Genomic DNA, 13,023 nt, shown 5'->3' with positions numbered 1-13,023 from the left:
TTGGAATAATAATTGCTTATATCTTTAAAATTAAAAAAAAGGAGTTTCAAATGATAAGCCCATTTAAATCAAAAGAGCTTGTAGCTAGTGCTTTGGCGGGAAGAAATTTAAGAAACCAACTTATAAATTCAAACCTTGCAAATGTTGATACCCCTTTTTACAAAGCAAAAGATATAGAATTTGAAACCGCTTTGGTTAATCGTGCAAATGAAATTTTTAAAAAAAATGACAACAAAGAATTACAATTAGCTATAACCGAAGAAGGACATCAAAAACCTTGGAAATTCCCAGATCCTAACAAATCAACCATTTATTTAAGAGATGGGCATTTAGCAAGAAATGATGCAAATACTGTAGATTTGGATGTTGAAACCACAGAAATGAGTAAAAATACAATTATGATTACTGCTCTTGATGGGGTTCTAAGAAGACAAAGTAATATTTTCAGTTCTATACTTGATGCAAGTTCTAAATTAAGTTAAAGGTAAATTATGGCATACTTAAGCGATTTTGATATTAGCGGATATGGTTTAAGTGCTCAACGCTTTAGAATGAATGTAATTAGCTCCAATATAGCTAATGCAAACACAACCAGAACAGCAGAAGGCGGACCTTATAGAAGACGCGAAGTGATCTTTAAAGCAACAGATTTTGATAAGCTTTTAAATGAGCAAATCAGCAAAGATAATAATTTTTTAAAATATGAAAATCCTTTAAACGATCCAAGTTCACTTAAAGATGGCAAGCCTGCAATTCAAAGCGTTGTAGTGGATAAAGTAGTAAGAGATGATAAAGATTTTCGCATGAAATATGAGCCAAATCATCCTGATGCAAATGCACAAGGTTATGTTGCTTATCCAAATATAAATCCTGTCATTGAAATGGCCGATTTAATAGAAGCAACAAGAGCTTATCAAGCTAATGTCAGTGCTTTTACAAGTGCAAAAACCATTGCGCAAAGCGCAATTGATTTATTAAAAGGATAAAAAATAAATGAATAGTATAGATAAAATAGGAACACTAAATACAAATCAGAGCCAAGAAAATAAGCAAAATAATAACATAGGCGATGAATTTTCTAAATTACTTAAAAATGAAATAGAAGATTTAGATAAAACACAAAAAACAGCAGAAGCTGCGATGACTGATATTGCTACAGGGGAAGTAAAAGATTTACATCAAGCAGCTATTGCTATTACAAAAGCCGAAAGTAGCATGAAATTTATGCTAGAAGTTAGAAATAAAGCTATTAATGCTTATAAAGAAATCACAAGAACACAAATTTAATCGTACCATAAAACGATGCAAGAAAACAACAAAAATAGAAAAACAAAAGTTGCTTTTGCCTTTTGTATGGCATCGTTTTTTATGCTACTTTTTCTCAGTTCTGCCTTTTTTCTTACCTCAAAAAGACACATTCCTAATACAGAAAAAGACCAATACACCACTGCTTTAAGAGGCAATATTATCACAAAGGATAATTTTACAATTTCAACTTCAAGACAAGTTTATCGTGCAGAAATTGATTTAAGAAGCATGAATCCTGAAAAATTTGAACTTTTTCTAAAGCTTTTTGAAATTTATAGCGGCGCAGATAAAGCGCAAATGCAAGATATTAAAAAAAGACTTAAAAGCAAAAAGAAAAACTATAATTTTATTTTGATACAAAATTTAGATTCCAAGCATGCAAGCTATCTTAAAGAACTTTCAAAAAAACTTTATGTTCAAGGTTTTTTTAAAGCCTTTACCAATAGCAATGGCAAAGTAGAAACTAGGGGTTTAAATGTTGTAGAACACAAAGAAGATCGAATTTATATGTCTTTGGACTCACTCACCCCAACTATTGGTTACACAAGAGTTGTTTTAGATGAGCAAAATAATATTTTAAAAAATATTGGCGTAAAAGGCTTAGAAAAATATTACGATGAATGCCTTATGCCTTTACAAGATGAAAAAATTCAAGGCTTAAAAGATATAGGCGGAAATATTATCTTAAATTTAGATTCAGTAGAAAAAAAACGAATTGATGGTTGTGATTTATATATTAACATATCTCTAAAATTACAAAAAACCATTGAAAAACTCATAGATCGAAGAAATTTAGACCTTAAAGCTAATGAAATTGTAGTTGGGGTGATGGAAAGCAAAAGTGGTAAAATTTTAGCCCTTGCAAGCACAAGAAGATATAATCCTGCAAACCGCGGAGAAGACTTATCTGTTTTAAATGCTAGTGCCATTGAATACAGCTACGAAGCGGGTTCTGTTATAAAACCTTTTATATTTACCACAGCTTTAAGATTAGACAAATTAAAACCAGATGAAATCATCAATACTCACGGCGGTAAATACAAACTGGGTCGCTACACCATAACAGACACTCATAAATCTGATAAAATGAGTATTGAAGAAGTCATTACTTACTCATCAAATATCGGTATGATAGAAATTGCAAAGCGTTTGAGTAATTTAGAAATTATTTCAGGGCTTAAAATTTTTAGATTTGGAGAAAAAAGTGGCATTGATCTTCCTTATGAACAAAAGGGAGAATTGCCAAATCCTAATAGATTAAGAGAGATAGAAAAAGCCGTTTTAAGCTATGGTTATGGACTTAAAACGACTTTTATACAACTGCTAGCTGCCTATAATGTTTTTAATAATAATGGTTATTATACCCCTCCACGCATTGGAGATAAAATTTATCAAAATGGTAGATTTATAATGCTTAATGAAGAAAATGCCAAGCAAGAAAGAATTCTTTCTGCTAGTGGAGCTAAAAAAATGCAAGAAATTTTAATCGCCGTAATTGAAAAAGGCACAGGAAAAAAAGTGTTAACCCAAGGTTTAACAATAGGTGGAAAAACAGGGACAGCAAGAATTGCTGAAAGACAAGGATATACTTCTAATCGTTACAATGCTTCATTTTTTGGCTTTGCTAATGATAAAAACAACGCTTACACCATAGGAGTTTTAGTGCGAAATCCTACCAAGCCTTATAGCTATTATGCTGCACAAAGTGCTTTACCTATTTTTAAGGATGTAGTAGATATTTTACTCTCCCAAGATTTATTAAAACTTGATATTAATGCAACAGTTCAATAACTCTCTTCTAAACGTTTTAAAAGCTCACCATCACTTGCAAAATCAAAAAATTTAAATTCATTTCCATGTTGCATCACTCCATCAAGCAAATCTCCACTCAAACGATTTTTAAGATCAAGTTCTGCAATTTCAAAACCATCTAAAGTATTTGCAAATTCCCTCAAGCGACTTGGAATTTCTTTAAGTTTAGTATAAAGATAACAAGTGCTTTTAAGCCCCACTCTTCCAACGCGTCCTCTAAGCTGATGTAAAGTTGCAAGTCCTAAGCGTTCAGCTCCAACAATGACAATGGTGCTAAGTCTAGGAAGTGAAATTCCTACCTCTACAACCGTGGTGCTTAGCAAAATATTTCCCTCATCGCGAAATTGTTCTAAAATTTTATCCTTATTTTTATCCTTTCCATGCGTTACAAAAACTTTCTCATAATGACTTTCCCAATACCCCCTTGCTTGTTCTAAAGAAAGATAAGGAATTTTATCACTTGAATTTACCAAAGGATAAATAATGATAACTTGATGATTTTTAGCAATTTCATCTTTGATTTTTTCACTGAGTTTTGCAAAAGCTTCATTTTGTATGCAAAGGGTTGTAATATCTTTTTTAAAAGGCATTTCTTTAATGAACGAAAAATTAAGCAAGTGCGATTGTATCATACTTAGTGTTCTTGGAATGGGAGTTGCGGAAAATTGTATAAAATGAGGACTTAAGCCATTATTTTTTGCCATATCATTAATTTTTTGTCTTTGATTTGAACCAAAACGGTGCTGCTCATCAATCATCACAAGCACAGCATTATGACTTTGAAAATGAATGAGTGCATGAGTTCCTATAATCAAATTTGCTTTTTTGATTTTCTCATCTAAATCTTTTTCTTTTTTACCGCCTTTAATGAATAAAATATCCATGAAATCAGGCAAAAACTTCTTTGCTTCATCGTAAAGTTGTTGTGCGAGTATGCTAGTTGGAGCCATTAAAATTGCTTGTTTAGGATACACCATCAAAGCAGCCCCAAGCAAAACCAAAGTCTTACCACACCCCACATCTCCCATAATTACGCGTCTCTTTGCTTCTTTAGATTGTAAATCTTTTTTAATATCCAAAAGAGCATTTTGCTGATCTTTTGTTAGCTTAAAAGGCAAATTTAAAATCCAGTCATTAATATCATAAATTTTTAACTCATAACTTGGAAAAACCTGTTTTTTAGCCTTAAGCCTTCTTAGAAAATTAGAAATTTCAATATATTTTAAATCTTGAATTATTTTGCTTAAATTTTGATACAAAAAATAGCATTTTTCGTCATTGCTATGCAAATTTAATAATAGATTAATATATTTTTGCTCTAAATGATTTTCTTTTAAATTTTCTTCATTAACATAAGTTTGTATGAGCTTAGAAATACTCTCATCTTTTATGCCTTGTATATTGTATTTGGGGATAAATCCACCTGCTTTTTTAAGAATTTTGGGATTTACAAACTGCCAAGTTCTGCCAAATAAAGTCATTTTAGCGTGAAAAATATAGCAACCATGAGGCTTAAAAATTTTAATATGCCATTTACTGGGATGAAAAAAAACAAAATTTGCCACCAAATTCCAATTTTTACATTTACAAGTTCCAAAAAATTTATTGTTTTGATAAGTAGAAGTTAAAATTTCCACCTCTTCAACGCAAAAATCTTCTTTTGGAGTAGATGAGAAATTTAAATTTTCTATTTTTTTAGGTAAAAACAAAGCCAAATCAACACAATTTTTTAAACCTAATTTTTTAAAAAGCTCCCAATCTTTTTGACTAAGCTTCATTTACCACACTTGCAAAGCAAAGATTTAAAAGCTCTCCGTGCTTTTTGATATAAGAATTTAATTCTTGGAGTTCTACTTTTTCTATAAGTTTTAATTCTTGCTTAAAAAAGCCAAATTCTAAACCTTGATAATACTCACTATATGCCATAGATAAACGCTTGCTTAAACTTTCATAACGCAAAGGCGTTGAACCTATGAGAAAATTTTTAGCTTGGATTAATTCTTCTTCACTCACACCTTCATTTAAGAAATTTTCAAATACTTCTTTAACTATCTTTTTAGCTTCTTTAGCACTTTCATTTTTGGTTTGCAAATAACCAAAAATCCTAGAAAAAGACGCATTCATATCAAGCATAGCATAAGCAGAATACGCAAGTCCTCTTTTAACGCGAATTTCTTCCATTATCCTTGATCCAAAACCACCCTGCCCTAAAATAAACAAAGCAATCTTTGCTAAATACAAATCCCTATCACCAAATTTCGCAAAAAATGGCGTTGCAAAATAAATATAAGCTTGCTCGCTTTCTTTTTTTATCAAAAGCTCATCTTTTATTTTTTTGCAAAACCCATATTGTTTTTGAGAATTTTTACTGCCTTTTTCAAATTTTGACAATAAATCATTTAAAAGCATGTGAGATTTTTCTTCGCTTAAATTTCCGCCCAAAATTACTATAAGATTACTTAAATTTATATTTTTCTTATAAAAATTTTCTAAATTTTTTAAAGAAAGTTCTTTGATACTTTTTTCATCGCCATCATTTGGAGTTTGAAATTCTTCATTTTCAAAGACACTCTTATTAAGCAAATTTTTAGCTAAATAATCAAAATCACTATTTTTACTCGCAAGTTCTCCTAAAGCATTGATTTTTAATTTTTCTAAAATTTTTTCTTCAAATCTAGGATTTAAAAGCAAATTTTGCAAATGTTTTAGGGCGAATTCAAAGTGCTCTCTTAAACAAGTCAAACTAAGCTCTAAGCTTTCAAAACCACTACTTGCTTCTAAATTTATGGCTTTAAATTCTAATTCTTTAAAAAAATTATCATCAACGCCTTCATTTAAAACTCGTGAAAACATTTTCGCAAGTCCCGCAATCTCATCATAACTTCTTCCGCAATTTCTAAAAACAAGCCTTAAAATCACAATAGGAAAATCATTATTTTCTTCAAAGATAAAAGGAATTTTTACTCCATTAATTTCTAAATTATGCATTAAAACCTTTCTAAAATTTCATAAGCAGTATTGCGTTTCGCTGGGTTTTCACCCAAACTTCTAATAAGCCTTATCATTTCATCTTGATTCATTCTATAACTCGCACCTGCTGCACTTACGACATTTTCTTCCATCATAGTTGAACCTAAATCATTGGCTCCAAATTTTAAAGCAAGCTGTCCTATGAGTGAGCCCTGCGTTACCCACGAGCTTTGCAAATTTTTAAAATTATCCAAATAAAGTCTTGCTAAAGCCAAAAGTCTTAAATATTTATTTGAACTTTGTTTCATAATTTCAGGGTGTTTTTTGATTAAAGCTGTATTATCGCTTTGAAAACTCCACAAAATAAAAGCCCTAAAGCCACCTGTTTCATCTTGCAAATTTCTTAAATGCTCAAAATGATCAATAATTTCTTCATCACTCTCAACCGTCCCAAACATCATGGTTGCAGTGCTTTTCATGCCGATTTTATGTGCTGATCTATGCACTTCAAGCCAAGTGGCCGTGTCGCATTTATTAGGCGCAATAATATCTCTTACACGGTCGCTTAAAACTTCAGCACCTGCGCCAGGTATGGAAAATAAACCCTTAGCTTGAAGTCTTTGTAAAACTTCGGTAATAGAAATTTTAGAAGCCTTTGCAATATAAGCGATTTCAACCGCAGAAAAACCATGTACGGTGATATTTGGATAATGCTCTTTTATCCAAGCTACAAGTTCTTCATACCATTCTATTTTTAGTTTTGGATGCACGCCGCCTTGAAATAAAATTTGCGTACCCCCAATAGCCTCAAGTTCTTCTATTTTTTTGCCTATTTCTTCAAAGCTTAAAATATAAGCATCATCTTCTTTATGGTGACGATAAAAAGCACAAAAAGAGCAATCAATACAACAAACATTAGTATAATTTATATTTCTATCTACTACAAAAGTAGTGATTTTTTCAGGATGAAGTTCTATTTTTTTTTGATAAGCCATTTCTCCAAGCTCAGCCAAACTTGCATTGTGAAGCAAATCTAGAGCTTCTTGTTTATTAAGTCTTGACAAAGTTAATCCTTTATTTGTATTACAAAAAACTAAATTATAGCATTTATAAACATAAATTTATGCTATAGTTTCACCCATGAATTATCTTGATTTATTAAAAAATAATAAAAATATTAGAATTTTAGCTTCGGTTCAGTTTATAGTGTATTTTGGTGCTTGGTTTTCACAAACGGGCGTTTTTACGCTTTTAGTTAATCTAAATGCTCCCACTTGGGCTACTTCAATCAGTGCTAGTTTGGCATTTTTACCAGGAATTTTACTTGCCCCAATCAACGGGGTTATAGTCGAAAAAAATAAGCCTAAAAAACTCTTGTTAAGCATGATAAGCATAGAGCTTTTTTCTATATTTTTTCTCATTTTTGTGACCAATCTTAATATGCTTTGGCTTTTATTTATACTCATTTTTACAAGGCTTTGCGTGGCTTCAATTTATTTTCAAGCAGAAATGAGCTTGCTCGCTAAAATTTTAACCCCACAAGAGTTAAAACTCGCCAATGAAATGCATAGTGTTATTTGGGCGATCTCTTATACAGCAGGGATGGCAAGTGCTGGCGTTTTCATTAATTTTTTTGGCACAAAAACGGCATTTTTATTTGATTGTTTTCTTATTAGTATTGGAATTTTATTTTTGCTAAGACTTAGTATTCCAGAATTTGAGCAAAAAATTCAAAACAACTTTCTTACTATGATTAAAGAGGGTTTTTTGTATGTTTTAAAAAACAAAGCTATTTTCCATCTTATTTTACTCCACGGTTTTATAGGGCTTACGGCTTACGAAACCTTAGTTACTCTTTTAGCTCAACACCCCTATAAAGAGGTTTTATCTGCGGCTTTGGTGATTGGTTTTTTAAATGCGGTGCGTGCTTGTTCTTTAGCTTTGGGTCCTATTATCTTAAGTAAAATTATTAATCATAATAATCTAAGTTATATTTATCTTGGACAAGGATTAGGAATTTTACTTTGGGCTGTGACTCAATTTAATTTCTATATTTCCTTTATAGGACTTTTGGCAGCAGGTTTTTGCACCTCCTCGCTTTGGTCTTATACTTACACTGCAATACAAAATCAATGCGATAAAAAGTATTATGGACGCGTTATTGCTTATACGGATATGGTTTTTCTTGGTTTTAGTGCAGGATTTTCGCTTTTAACAGGACTTTTATATGATTTAGGTATGAGCTTAAATTTCATCACTGCCTTACTAGGCGTGGTGTTTATTTTTGTGGCTTTTTATTGGCATTTTGTGAATAAAAAATATTTATAAGGGCTTTTTATTGATTTATATCAACAAAAGCCTTTTTGATTATTGCAAACTCACATCTTCACCTTTTAAGACTTGATTCATAGTATTCATCGCACACATTTTTCCACACATAGAACATGAATTCAAATCATCAGGACGACGCTCGTTAAACATTTTTTTGGCCTTTTCTCCATCTATGGCAAGCTTAAACATTTTTTCCCAATCAATATCCTGCCTAGCCTTGCTCATCTCATCATCTCTTGCCCTTTCTTTAGGGAGCTTAGCTATATCTCCTGCATGCGCCGCAATTTTGGTTGCCACTATACCATCTCTTACATCATCTAAATTTGGAAGTCTTAAATGCTCAGCAGGTGTTACATAGCAAAGTATATCAGCGCCACTTGCAGCCGCCACTGCCCCACCAATCGCCCCGCTAATATGATCATACCCCGCACCAATATCAGTTACTAAAGGTCCTAAAACATAAAAAGGTGCACCTTTACAAAGGCGTTTTTCAAGCTGCATATTTGCTTCAATCTCATTTATAGCCATATGCCCAGGACCTTCTATCATCACTTGCACCCCAGCCTTCCATGCTCTTTGAGTTAGCAAAGATAATTCTATAAGCTCAGAAATTTGAGCCACATCGCTTGCATCATGCGTAGATCCTGGACGCAAAGCATCGCCTAAAGACAATGTTACATCGTATTTTAAACAAATTTCAAGCAAATCATCATAGTATTCAAAAAAAGGATTTTCCGCCTCTTTCATCGCCATCCACGCATAAAGCACAGATCCGCCTCTTGAAACGATATTTGTAAGCCTTTTACTTTCTTTAAAAACTCTCGCAGCACGCGAATTTATGCCCGCATGTATAGTCATAAAATCCACCCCGCTTTTTGCATGATGATAGACCACATCTAAAAAATCTTTTGCACTAATTTGTTTTAAATCTTTTTCCAAAAATCCTACCGCATCATAAACAGGCACTGTTCCTATCATCGCTTTTGAAATGCTTATTAACTCATCTCTAAAACGGCTTGTCTTGCCATAATTACTCAAATCCATAATGGCTTCGATGCCAAATTTATGAGCCAAATCGACCTTTTTTAATTCCTCACTATAATCAACACAATCATTTGAAACACCTAAATTCACATTTACCTTCGTGCGAAGTCCAAGTCCTATGCCGTTTGGATCAAGGCTTTTATGATTGATATTTGCAGGGATGATGATTTTTCCACAAGCAATATTTTCAAGTAAAAATTCCTCGCTTACTTGCTCTTTTTGTGCAACAATTTGCATTTCTTTGGTAAAAATGCCTTCTTTGGCGTAAATCATTTGAGTTTTCATATTTATCCTTTAAAAAATTTGGATAAATGAAGAGTGCAAGTTAAATTTAGAAAGTATAAATTTAAAAAGTATAAATCTTCCCGCCGCTAGCATTATCTAGTTCCGGTTCGGTCTAAGCTTTTAGCTTACTCTCAGCCTGTCTCACAAGCTCCCGTCATTTATGTGTTAAAATTATACTTTAACTTTCTTAATTTTTTTGCTTAAGAAATTATTTTCACTCATAGCAATGCTCTTTAGTTACCGCTTTGCCTTTTTTGTTTATTAAACTAAAATTTTTATTTTGAGCTATCATTATACATTTGCCAGCGTATCCTAAAAATTCATCATAAAAATAAGGCAAGATTGGCTTACCTTTTTTATCTATAAAATACCATCCCTTGTTTGATTTAAAAGCTATAATGCCTAAAATTTCACTATATTCTCCTAAATTTTCATTAAATTTACTTACTATTTTATTGCTAGCAGAACCATTACTATCTTTTAATTCTTGCGTTGAAAAGTGTAATAATTCTTCATTTTTAAATATTTTTGCATTTTTATCTATAAAATTCCATTTTCCATTTTTCTTTATATTAAGTAGAGAATTTTTATAAATATCACCCACTTCATCAAATTCATCAACCAATTTTCCTTCATAATCAATCAAATTGAATTTATCATGGTTTTGAACTATTATAAATTTGTCATCAAAAAAATCAGTAATTTTAGACTCATCATATATCTTATCAAATTGTGCTTTTGTGAGCTGGTTTGCTTTTTTATCAATTAAACTCCATTTTTCTTGAAATTTTCCTACTATAAAATTATTTGAAAGACACTTAATATCATCAAATTTAATCTTGCTTATAAAAACACCATTTTCTAAACTGACAAAATTCCATTTTAAATTTGATGCTTCGCGCAACTTCAAGCCTGTTTTACAATTTGCAAAATAATTAAATTTAAGTTTTGACAATAGCTTCCCTTTGGTATCAATAAGCCAAAATTCATCTTCATTTTCACCATCTAAATCGCCTTCAAAATAATTAGCATAAGCTATTATAAGATTGTACTCAATCCAGCTTGTATCCAGTTTTGTAAATTGAGCTGGCTTAATGGGAATATTTGCATTTTTATCCATTAAACCCATTTTTCCATCTTTTTCTATAGTAAAAAAATCTTGTCTGTTAAAATTATTTCCAATAGGCTTTACATCGTCAAATTGTGGCGAGATAAACATCTTGGCTTTTGATTGATAAGCCCCCATTTGTAATCATTCTTTTCATCGAATCTAGCCGCTATAATTTCATCGCTTAAATACATCACATCGATAAATTGTGGTTTGATGATGAAATTTTTATCATCATTACTATAAACAAAACCATAATAGACAAATCCATGCTTATCGACCACTTCGCGTGCAAACAAATATCTTTTTTCAAGAAGCGATTTTAGATATTTACAAGCTTGCCTATCTTTTAAATCACAAGCTTTTTGATACATTGTTTTTGCTTTTTCAAACCTAAGTTGTAAAGTATCTGCAAGCTCATACTCATAGATAATGCCCAAAGACACACAAGCGCTAGAGTTATTATTTTCGCAAGATTTTTTTAAAGAATCAATACTTTTATAATCAAAAGCACTAAAAAACAATGCTAAAAAAAGCAAAGTTAAAATTTGAATTTTTTTCATTTTTTGCCTTTAATTATTCTACAAATTCACCTTTGGTATTGATAAATTTTATTTCTTTACCTGTAAAAACTTTAGCCACCATATCATCTTTAAAATCCCAATCGTCTTCAAAAATCAAATCGCGGTTCGATGATTTCGCCATTTTCGCCAATAAAGCCGTATTTATCATTAAGCCCAATTTTTGCAAAGCCATTGATAAAATTTTCACCAATATAATCATATTTTGGCTCTAAAATAGTGTGTAAATTGCCATCCAAAAGCCCTATTTTACCATCGAGTGTAATTTGATAATGATTTTTACCTAGTTTTTTAAATTCTTCAAATTTGGGCAAGATTAGCCAATTTAAATTCTCATCCATTACACCAATTTTATTAGCAATAGTAACACTGATAAAATTATCATATCTAGCAATATTGTCAAAAAATATATCAAAAACTGCTTGATTATTTTTCATATCAAAAATTTGACTTTCGCCTTTTTTTGAACAAGCCAATATTTATTTGCTAGCGTCAAAATATCATTATTAAAATCATCTTCATAAGCAAAATTGATTTCAAATAAGATTCTAGCTTTTTCATCCAAAAAACCATATTTAGCACCTTGAATGAATTTAAAAGGATATTTATCAGTATTTATATAATCAAATTTTGGTTCTAAAACAAATTCACCTTTTTCGTTGATAATGCCTATTTTATTATTTTTATTGAGTTTATAATCCTCAATTTTGTCTTCTTTTTTAACCCTATAAAGCCTATTAGAAAATTTATAAATTTCTTCATACTGTGGTTTAATGATAACTTTGCCTTGCATATCCATGATACCATAATATAAACCATCAGAAATGATAAAACCCATATCTTTATCAAAATATTTTATAAGGTAATTTTGAGGCTTAATAATCCATTTTCTACGATTATCCATAACTCCAAATTTACCCTTTTTCTCTACTATAAAAAACATTTACTCTTTACTTGCAGATATATCTTTATTTGCCTCTCTCATTTCGCTGAATTCTACACTAAATTTTGCAAGCGGTTCAATATAATAAATACTATCAAATTCAAAAGGCAAGATTAAATCACCCTTTGTGTTGATGAGTCCGAATTTTTTATTTCTATCAAGTTTAACTTGTGCAAAACCATATTTAAAAGGAGTAACCGTCTCAAACTTAGCAGGGATAACAAGTTCCGCATTTTTATTGATATAACCCATTTTATTTTTAATACTGACAAAACTAAGATCATTTGAAAAACAAGACGATATATAATCATATTTTATGGGCACGATAAATTCTGCTTTATCATTGATAATTCCATATTTTCCATTTAAACCAACTTTGCTAGTACCACCACAACTGCTAATTTCAAATTTTGGCTCTAGGACAAAACGACGATTGTTTATATCAAATAAACCTTCTTTACCTTGAAAATACACTCCTATAAATTTATTATAAAAATTATACATATCATCAAATTTAGGTTCTAATATAAATTGTTTGTTTTTTATATCAAATAATCCCAGTTTTTTATCAATTTCTACTTGCCAAATATCATTTTGTCGATAAGAAGCTTTATAAAATTTAGGCTCTACAAGCACTTGTG

At 30.9% G+C, this 13,023-nt stretch carries 15 protein-coding genes and 1 riboswitch; of the genes, 5 read left to right on the top strand and 10 right to left on the bottom strand.

Going from position 1 to position 13,023, the window contains the following annotated elements; all coding sequences use genetic code 11:
• Positions 1-50 precede the first annotated feature (50 nt).
• Genes flgB through AAH949_RS03140 form a run of 4 tightly spaced genes read left to right on the top strand, consistent with a single transcriptional unit; the run spans position 51 to position 3,099 of the window.
• The gene (gene flgB / locus AAH949_RS03155; protein ID WP_134238980.1) at positions 51-482 is read left to right on the top strand and encodes a flagellar basal body rod protein FlgB; all 432 of its coding nucleotides are present in this window, start codon (positions 51-53) and stop codon (positions 480-482) included.
• Between the two features lie 9 nt (positions 483-491).
• A complete protein-coding gene (flgC, locus tag AAH949_RS03150) occupies positions 492-986 on the top strand; it encodes a flagellar basal body rod protein FlgC (RefSeq protein ID WP_134238981.1) in 495 nt (164 codons plus the stop codon).
• Positions 987-993: 7 nt separating this feature from the next.
• Complete coding sequence (gene fliE, locus AAH949_RS03145; protein WP_134238982.1) at positions 994-1,287, top strand: flagellar hook-basal body complex protein FliE; 294 nt, start codon at positions 994-996, stop codon at positions 1,285-1,287.
• A gap of 15 nt (positions 1,288-1,302) precedes the next feature.
• Positions 1,303-3,099, top strand: a complete 1,797-nt coding sequence (locus AAH949_RS03140) for a penicillin-binding protein 2 (RefSeq protein ID WP_348518958.1) — start codon at positions 1,303-1,305, stop codon at positions 3,097-3,099.
• Here AAH949_RS03140 and recG read toward each other — a convergent pair.
• Genes recG through AAH949_RS03125 form a run of 3 tightly spaced genes read right to left on the bottom strand, consistent with a single transcriptional unit; the run spans position 3,093 to position 7,154 of the window.
• Positions 3,093-4,898: an ATP-dependent DNA helicase RecG gene (recG, locus tag AAH949_RS03135; RefSeq protein ID WP_348518957.1), complete on the bottom strand. Its 1,806-nt coding sequence runs from the start codon at positions 4,896-4,898 to the stop codon at positions 3,093-3,095. The two genes, AAH949_RS03140 and recG, sit on opposite strands and share 7 nt — an antisense overlap.
• Positions 4,888-6,108: a pitrilysin family protein gene (locus AAH949_RS03130; protein WP_348518956.1), complete on the bottom strand. Its 1,221-nt coding sequence runs from the start codon at positions 6,106-6,108 to the stop codon at positions 4,888-4,890. Before AAH949_RS03130 ends, recG begins: the two co-directional genes overlap by 11 nt.
• Positions 6,108-7,154, bottom strand: coding sequence for a dehypoxanthine futalosine cyclase (locus tag AAH949_RS03125; RefSeq protein ID WP_348518955.1), 1,047 nt, complete (start codon positions 7,152-7,154; stop codon positions 6,108-6,110). The genes AAH949_RS03130 and AAH949_RS03125 overlap by 1 nt, the downstream gene beginning before the upstream one ends.
• Positions 7,155-7,230: 76 nt before the next feature.
• Here AAH949_RS03125 and AAH949_RS03120 point away from each other — a divergent pair, with 76 nt between their 5' ends.
• A complete protein-coding gene (locus tag AAH949_RS03120; protein ID WP_134238987.1) occupies positions 7,231-8,418 on the top strand; it encodes an MFS transporter in 1,188 nt (395 codons plus the stop codon).
• A gap of 39 nt (positions 8,419-8,457) precedes the next feature.
• Here AAH949_RS03120 and thiC read toward each other — a convergent pair whose 3' ends face one another.
• The 7 genes from thiC to AAH949_RS03085 form a co-directional block, all read right to left on the bottom strand.
• Entirely contained in the window at positions 8,458-9,750 is a 1,293-nt protein-coding gene (gene thiC, locus AAH949_RS03115) for a phosphomethylpyrimidine synthase ThiC (RefSeq protein WP_348518954.1), read from the bottom strand.
• Positions 9,751-9,810: 60 nt separating this feature from the next.
• A riboswitch (TPP riboswitch) is annotated at positions 9,811-9,915 on the bottom strand.
• Positions 9,916-9,964: 49 nt separating this feature from the next.
• Positions 9,965-10,996, bottom strand: coding sequence for a WG repeat-containing protein (locus AAH949_RS03110; protein ID WP_348518953.1), 1,032 nt, complete (start codon positions 10,994-10,996; stop codon positions 9,965-9,967).
• Positions 10,939-11,421 carry a hypothetical protein gene (locus AAH949_RS03105; protein ID WP_348518952.1) on the bottom strand — a complete coding sequence of 161 codons (483 nt, stop codon included), beginning with the start codon at positions 11,419-11,421 and terminating at the stop codon, positions 10,939-10,941. The genes AAH949_RS03110 and AAH949_RS03105 overlap by 58 nt, the downstream gene beginning before the upstream one ends.
• Before the next feature lie 13 nt (positions 11,422-11,434).
• Complete coding sequence (locus AAH949_RS03100; RefSeq protein WP_348518951.1) at positions 11,435-11,563, bottom strand: hypothetical protein; 129 nt, start codon at positions 11,561-11,563, stop codon at positions 11,435-11,437.
• Positions 11,529-11,876, bottom strand: a complete 348-nt coding sequence (locus tag AAH949_RS03095; RefSeq protein ID WP_348518950.1) for a WG repeat-containing protein — start codon at positions 11,874-11,876, stop codon at positions 11,529-11,531. Before AAH949_RS03095 ends, AAH949_RS03100 begins: the two co-directional genes overlap by 35 nt.
• Positions 11,873-12,382 (bottom strand): WG repeat-containing protein, encoded by a 510-nt coding sequence (locus AAH949_RS03090; protein ID WP_348518949.1) that lies wholly within the window; start codon positions 12,380-12,382, stop codon positions 11,873-11,875. Before AAH949_RS03090 ends, AAH949_RS03095 begins: the two co-directional genes overlap by 4 nt.
• Complete coding sequence (locus AAH949_RS03085; protein WP_348518948.1) at positions 12,383-13,018, bottom strand: WG repeat-containing protein; 636 nt, start codon at positions 13,016-13,018, stop codon at positions 12,383-12,385. It lies immediately after the preceding gene.
• Between the last annotated feature and the right edge of the window lie 5 nt (positions 13,019-13,023).

It is taken from the genome of Campylobacter sp. CCS1377 (genome assembly GCF_040008265.1).
Classification (GTDB): Bacteria; Campylobacterota; Campylobacteria; order Campylobacterales; family Campylobacteraceae; genus Campylobacter_D.
Note: the sequence above shows the minus strand (reverse complement) of the source record. Positions and strands in the feature narration are given on the sequence as shown.

Coding starts and splice junctions, on each gene's coding strand:
- flgB (WP_134238980.1), top strand. CDS start 51: ATGATAAGCCCATTTAAATCAAAAGAGCTTGTAGCTAGTGCTTTGGCG.
- flgC (WP_134238981.1), top strand. CDS start 492: ATGGCATACTTAAGCGATTTTGATATTAGCGGATATGGTTTAAGTGCT.
- fliE (WP_134238982.1), top strand. CDS start 994: ATGAATAGTATAGATAAAATAGGAACACTAAATACAAATCAGAGCCAA.
- AAH949_RS03140 (WP_348518958.1), top strand. CDS start 1,303: ATGCAAGAAAACAACAAAAATAGAAAAACAAAAGTTGCTTTTGCCTTT.
- recG (WP_348518957.1), bottom strand. CDS start 4,898: ATGAAGCTTAGTCAAAAAGATTGGGAGCTTTTTAAAAAATTAGGTTTA.
- AAH949_RS03130 (WP_348518956.1), bottom strand. CDS start 6,108: ATGCATAATTTAGAAATTAATGGAGTAAAAATTCCTTTTATCTTTGAA.
- AAH949_RS03120 (WP_134238987.1), top strand. CDS start 7,231: ATGAATTATCTTGATTTATTAAAAAATAATAAAAATATTAGAATTTTA.
- thiC (WP_348518954.1), bottom strand. CDS start 9,750: ATGAAAACTCAAATGATTTACGCCAAAGAAGGCATTTTTACCAAAGAA.
- AAH949_RS03110 (WP_348518953.1), bottom strand. CDS start 10,996: ATGGGGGCTTATCAATCAAAAGCCAAGATGTTTATCTCGCCACAATTT.
- AAH949_RS03105 (WP_348518952.1), bottom strand. CDS start 11,421: ATGAAAAAAATTCAAATTTTAACTTTGCTTTTTTTAGCATTGTTTTTT.
- AAH949_RS03100 (WP_348518951.1), bottom strand. CDS start 11,563: ATGGCGAAATCATCGAACCGCGATTTGATTTTTGAAGACGATTGGGAT.
- AAH949_RS03095 (WP_348518950.1), bottom strand. CDS start 11,876: ATGAAAAATAATCAAGCAGTTTTTGATATATTTTTTGACAATATTGCT.
- AAH949_RS03090 (WP_348518949.1), bottom strand. CDS start 12,382: ATGTTTTTTATAGTAGAGAAAAAGGGTAAATTTGGAGTTATGGATAAT.